Annotated in this window: 4 protein-coding genes; 3 read left to right on the top strand and 1 reads right to left on the bottom strand. The window is 60.6% G+C overall.

Annotated features, from left to right (window positions below; translation table 11 throughout):
* Positions 1-202: 202 nt before the first annotated feature.
* The gene (locus L248_RS08255) at positions 203-1,783 is read right to left on the bottom strand and encodes an IS1096 element passenger TnpR family protein (protein ID WP_040535722.1); all 1,581 of its coding nucleotides are present in this window, start codon (positions 1,781-1,783) and stop codon (positions 203-205) included.
* A gap of 357 nt (positions 1,784-2,140) precedes the next feature.
* Between L248_RS08255 and L248_RS08250 the strand changes: the two genes are divergently transcribed.
* The 3 genes from L248_RS08250 to L248_RS08240 are packed head-to-tail and all read left to right on the top strand — an operon-like array spanning position 2,141 to position 5,830.
* Positions 2,141-2,905 carry a DeoR/GlpR family DNA-binding transcription regulator gene (locus L248_RS08250; RefSeq protein WP_022529712.1) on the top strand — a complete coding sequence of 255 codons (765 nt, stop codon included), beginning with the start codon at positions 2,141-2,143 and terminating at the stop codon, positions 2,903-2,905.
* A complete protein-coding gene (pfkB, locus tag L248_RS08245) occupies positions 2,902-3,816 on the top strand; it encodes a 1-phosphofructokinase (RefSeq protein ID WP_022529711.1) in 915 nt (304 codons plus the stop codon). Before L248_RS08250 ends, pfkB begins: the two co-directional genes overlap by 4 nt.
* 19 nt (positions 3,817-3,835) lie before the next feature.
* A complete protein-coding gene (locus tag L248_RS08240) occupies positions 3,836-5,830 on the top strand; it encodes a PTS fructose transporter subunit IIABC (RefSeq protein WP_022529710.1) in 1,995 nt (664 codons plus the stop codon).
* Positions 5,831-6,000 lie beyond the last annotated feature (170 nt).

The raw sequence follows: 6,000 nt of genomic DNA, 5'->3' as shown, positions 1-6,000 counted from the left end.
GGGCTCAGTGGTGAAATCATTCTTGGCGGCTTTGCCGCCTAGAATGAGGCCGGTCTTTGAGACTTTTGGCGCCCTTTGCCAAAAGGCTCAAAGCCGTGCCCACCACTAGCTCCGCAGGACCAGCTTCGCACTAGCTTCGCGTCGCCGCCCCCTCCCGCGCAGCCCGGAGTCACCCGGGCCAGAAACGAGACGGCTGCCTTTCTCACTCCGCATCATCATCACTGCCATCATCGTCCGCATCGTCTTCGTCGTCATCGTCCCCGACGATATCGATGCCCATGGACTGGTAGTACCGGTCAACGATGTCGAAGACCAAGTCAAGACCCTCGCCATACGCATCGTCGGCGCCGTCCAAGCTGATGAACAGAACCTCCACCGCCGCCACCCAGCCCTTGCGCCGGTAAAATGACCGCGGATCGGTGGGCTCGAGGTAGCGCTCGACCATGCCGGTGACGCTGTGCAGCAGCGTGAGGAAATCAGCCGGCTGGATCATCTTGGCAATCACCAAATCGTGGACGATGAGGGCCATGGACTCGGCCTCGTCGCCCTGGAACGGCAGCTGCATGTGGGAGAGCAAGAGTTCGAAGCTGTCGATCAGCGTCTTCAGCAGGTCGCCGGCCGGGAAGTCGGGATGCATCACGACGGAATAAAGGAAACGCAGACCGCAGGAAGTGGCAGTCAGGTTGCCCGGGAAGATGATGCCCAGGTCGATCTCCTTTTGCAGGTATTCACTGGCCCAATGAAAGAGGGTCGTGCGCTGCTTGCCGGTGAGGAAGGGGTCCATCATGTCGCCCACCAGCATGCCCGCATAGATCGTGGCGGTGTCGCCCCGGGCGGTACGGTCCAACAGGTCGCCCTCGGGTTCGCCCAGTTTTTGGAACAACCGGTTCTTGGCCATCAGCCGGGTAGCGGTCCGCTGCCGCTGGGGCCGGGTGAATTCTCCGTCGGCGAAGCCTTGGATGATCATGTTCACCGCGCTGGAGCGCCCGTCGATGTCGCCGCTGCCCAGCCGGGCCAGGGCGTCGTCGATGTCCTCCTGGGTGACTTTCTCCCCCGGGGCCAGCTTAGGTTTCTCCACATGGGGCGTCGGCACACCGTTGCGGTCGTTGAAGAAAGCCGCCAGCGCCTCGCTCTGGGCGGTGGTCAGCTGCTTGCCGGACATCAGGTCGCTCAGGGCCTGCATCTGACCTTCGGGGGTGTTGGGCTGCTCCCGGTCCCGCTGGATCTGGTCGGGATCAGCGTAAATGACCGGCAGCGGCCGGCGGCGCTGCCTGGGATCCGGGAAGGCCTCGGCTAAAGCGGCGTTGATGACCTTCTTATGGTAGGCCCGGCCCTGGCCGCCGTTGGCCCTGGTCATCGCTTGCCGGCCATAGGCCACGTAAGGTGCTCGCTCCGGCCCCGCCTCGGCTGGGCCCAAGACACTTTCCAGCAGCACCCGCAGCAGCCGCTTGGTTTGGCTGGGGAAGGTGAAGTACAGGGCTTGGGCGTGCAGAAAACCGGCTGCCGGCTGGTCCCAATCAGCGGCCTGGTGGATGATCGGCTGCAGGGTCGCCTCATCCCCGTCTGCCGCGGTTTGCTGGGCAAACTGGGCCGTGGTCGTCAACTGCTCATCACTGGCCGCGAGGTCAAACACGATCCGCAACACACGGCGCAAATCAGCCAAGGTACTGTCTGCTGGAATCACCACCCGGCGCCACACAGGGGGACGATTAGCCTCCAGCGTGATCTTCAATTGGAGATACTGTTCCTTTTTTTCTGTCTTACCGGCTTTGTCAGCGCTCATGGCCATACCCTCCTGCGGAAAACTTCTATGGTTAGTGTAGCAGAGCAAGACAGCAATGTCAGCGGTGCCGCCGGGGATTCTCCGGGCAGAGCCGCCAGTCACCTGGTCTATATCAATGATGGATTTTGACCGGTTAGGCGCTGGTGCCCTGATTACTCGCCATTTTGACCGTTTTCTCGTGACTTTTTGGGCCGGCTGACACTCTAGTGTTAGTGCATGACGGCTCATAAGTCCCGGTATGACGCGGGCCGTCGCCTCGGTTGAATGTTTTTGACTGTTTTTGCTTGATTTTGCTTGCTTTTCTTCCTGATACCGATTACACTAGGGCAATGAGTTAAAGAAAAGGAGGCCAGCGCCGTGCTGACGAATCAGCGTCATAAATTGATCCTGCAGCTGCTCCATGATAATGGCTTCTGCCAGCTGCAAGACTTGGTCAAACGGACGAACACGTCCGAGTCGACGATCCGCCGGGATCTCACGGAGCTGGCCCGGGCCGGGCTGCTTGAACGCGTCCACGGCGGCGCCCAGTTGGCGTCGCGGCCGGTGGAAGACGAGCGCATGGCGCAGCGGGAGCAGGCCCAGCCGGCCGAGAAGCAAGCCATCGCCGATTACGCCGCAGCCACGTATCTCCGCGACCACCAGGCGCTGTTCCTGGACGCCGGGACTACCGTGGCGATGCTCATCCCCCACTTGGCAGCCCGCGCGGACCTGACGATCTACACCAACAGTGTGCAGACCGCCAGTCTGCTGGCCGACGCCGATCTCTCCGTCTTCATTCCGGCGGGCGAGGTCAAGGCCGCCACGAAGGCCATTGTCGGCGCTGCCGCCGCCCGCTTCCTGGGCGGTGTTCACGTTGACTTCGCCTTCCTGGGGGCCAACGGGGTCTCCGCAGAAACCGGCTTGACCACCCCGGACCCGGAGGAAGCGACCATCAAGCAAGTGATGATCAGTGCCTCCCGGGAAACCATCGTCCTGGCCGACCACACCAAGTTCACGCAGCAGGCACTGGTCACCTTCGCCCACATCGGCGAAGTGGATCAGATCATCACGGATCAGATTCCGTTGACCGCCCGCCATGATTTTCGTTCATTCAACCATATTAAGGAGTTGACCCCCGCATGATTTATACCATTACCGCGAACCCGGCCATTGACTACGTCCTGCATCTGGACCACATGCGCCTCGGTGCGGTGAACCGCGTGCCCCAAGCCGACTTGCTGGCCGGCGGCAAGGGCATCAACGTGTCCCAGATCCTCAACCAGCTGAACGTGGCCAATACCGCCCTGGGCTTCGTCGGCGGCGACGTCGGCAAGATCCTCGAGAAGCAGCTGGTGACCAAGGCCATCAACGACCACTTCACCCGCATTGCCGCCCAGACCCGCATCAACGTGAAGATCAAGGCGGGGGAAGAAACCGAGCTCAACGCCGCCGGCCCGCACATCACCGCGACGGAGAAGGCCGCTTTCTTCCAGGAACTGGCGGCCATCCAGCCAGGGGACGTGGTCGTCATCTCTGGCAGTCTGCCGGCCAGCCTGGACAAGGATTTCTACAATGAGATCATCGCCCGGGTCCAGCACGTCGGCGCGGACTTCGCCATCGATACTACCGGGGCGCAGCTGTTAGAAAGCTTGCCCAAGCATCCCCTGGTCGTCAAGCCTAATCACCACGAACTGGCCGACTTGTTCCACATGACCTTCAAAGATGACGCCGACTTGATTGCCCATGGTCAAGACCTCTTGGCCAAAGGTGCCCAGCACGTCTTGGTCTCCATGGCCGGGGCGGGGGCGTACCTGATCACGCCGGACCACGTCTATCACTCCACCGCCCCCAAGGGCACGGTGAAGAACTCTGTCGGTGCCGGCGACTCCATGCTGGCCGGCTTCGTCGGGACGTTCACCCAGCACCGCGACGCCGTTGAAGCCTTCCGTTACGGTTTGGCCTGCGGCAGTGCCACGGCGTTCTCCGAAGACATCGCCGACCGCGCCGCCATCGACGCGCTGCTGCCGGCTATTCAAATCACGACTGTCAATTAAAGAATAGGAAGTGTAACTGTTGAAAATCCAAGATTTATTAATCAAAGATGCGATGATCATGGACCTCAAGGCGACGACGAAGGAAGCCGCTATTGACGAAATGATCGATCGTTACGCTCAGGTCGGCGTGATCAGCGACAAGGCCGACTACAAGAAGCACATTCTGGCCCGGGAAGCCGAGTCCACCACCGGTATCGGCGACGGCATCGCCATGCCCCACGCGAAGACCGACTCCGTGAAGAAGGCCGCCGTCCTCTTTGCCAAGAGCAGCCAAGGCGTGGACTTCAACGCGCTGGACGGCCAACCTGTGCACCTGTTCTTCATGATCGCTGCCCCCGCCGGTGCGAACAACGAACACCTGCAAGCCCTGGCGACCCTTTCTTCCTTGTTGATCAACCCCAGTCTGGTGGCTTCCTTGAAGAAAGCCGACACGCCGGATGAAGTGCTCAGCCTGTTCAGTGCGGCTGAAGAGAAGAAAGAAGCCGAGGACGCCCAGGAAGAAAAGGACGCTGCCGCGACCCAAGCGGCCGTCGGTAACGCCAACGCCGCCCAAGAACCGGCCGGCGCCATCAAGAAACCCTACGTCGTCGCCGTCACTGCCTGCCCCACCGGCATCGCCCATACATACATGGCCGAAGCGGCGTTGAAGGAAGAAGCCAAGAAGATGGGCGTCGCCATCAAGGTGGAGACGAACGGCTCCGAAGGGATCAAGCACCGTCTGACCGCCGACGACATCAGCCGAGCCACCGGCGTCATCATCGCGGCAGACAAAAAAGTCGAAATGAACCGCTTCGCCGGTAAGCACCTGATCAACCGGCCGGTCATCGACGGCATCAACAAGCCCCACGAATTGATCGAAGACACCTTGGCCGAAAAAGGCCCGATCTTCCAGGGCAACGGTGAAGCCGCCGCCAGTGACAGCGACGTCAGCGAGTCCCCGTCCCTGGCTCGGCAAGCTTACGCCAGCCTGATGAACGGGATCAGCAACATGCTGCCGTTCGTGGTCGGCGGCGGGATCATCATGGCCCTGTCGTTCCTGCTGGAGCGTATTCCCGGGGTCGGTGCCAAGTCGATCATCTTCACCTTCACCAACGGCCTGGGCTCCGCGGCCTTCGGCTTCCTGGTACCGGTGCTGGCGGCCTATATTGCCGAAGCCATCGGTGACCGGCCCGCCCTGCTGCCTGGGTTCGTCGCCGGCTGGATGGCCAGCAACACCGGCTTCTCAGTCATTGCCTCCAAGAACGGGGTGGCCGGCTTCCTAGGCGGTCTGGTAGGCGGCTTCCTGGCCGGTTTCATCATCCTGGTCTTGAAGAAATGGTTCAAGAACCTGCCCAAGTCCTTGGACGGGTTGAAGCCAGTCTTCATCTTCCCGATTCTCAGTTTACTGGCCATTGGCCTGATCATGTACTTCGCCATCAACCCGGTCTTCACTGCGATTAACTTAGCGCTGATCGGCTGGCTGGAAGGTCTCGGCACCACCAACGTCATCCTCGTGGGCACGATTCTCGGTGGTATGATGGCCATCGACATGGGCGGCCCCTTCAACAAAGCCGCGTATGTCTTCTCCATCGGTGTCTTCATGTCCTCCCCTCATCAAACAGACGGCCGCTGGATGGCGGCGGTCATGGCCGGCGGGATGGTCCCGCCTCTGGCGATTGCTTTAGCCACCACGATTTGGCCGAAGAAGTGGACCCCGGCAGAGCGCACCAGCGGGTTATCCGACTACCTGCTGGGCCTGTCCTTCATCACCGAAGGCGCCATTCCCTTCGCCGCGGCTGATCCGCTCCGGGTCATCACGTCCAGTATCATCGGCGCCGCCATTGCCGGCGGCCTCACCCAGTTCATGGGCGTCAACGTCCCGGCTCCCCACGGCGGTATCTTCGCCGCGTTGCTAGCCAATAAGCCGCTGCAGTTCATTCTCGCCGTGGTCGTCGGTTCCGTCATCAGCGGCGTGATCCTCGGCTTGTGGAAGAAAGAACGGCCGGACAACGGTTTGGATGAAGCGAAAGCTTAATCCTGAATATCAGGGTCGTCAGCCTGCGGGCTGGCGGCTTTTTTGTAGCATTTGCTTACCATATGGCGCTGCTTAGAATCGGTATATATGTATAGACCAATCTGTACAATGAAACAGTTCTAAATTACCTTCTCTTACAAAAATGAAAGATTGGATCCACTCAAAGGCAT

It is taken from the genome of Schleiferilactobacillus shenzhenensis LY-73 (genome assembly GCF_000469325.1).
Classification (GTDB): Bacteria; Bacillota; Bacilli; order Lactobacillales; family Lactobacillaceae; genus Schleiferilactobacillus; species Schleiferilactobacillus shenzhenensis.
The sequence above is the reverse complement of the archived record's forward strand: the minus strand, read 5'-3'. Positions and strand labels throughout refer to the sequence as shown.

Bases quoted from the DNA above. Each gene is read 5' to 3' on its own strand.
- L248_RS08255 (WP_040535722.1), bottom strand. From the start codon at position 1,783: ATGAGCGCTGACAAAGCCGGTAAGACAGAAAAAAAGGAACAGTATCTC.
- pfkB (WP_022529711.1), top strand. From the start codon at position 2,902: ATGATTTATACCATTACCGCGAACCCGGCCATTGACTACGTCCTGCAT.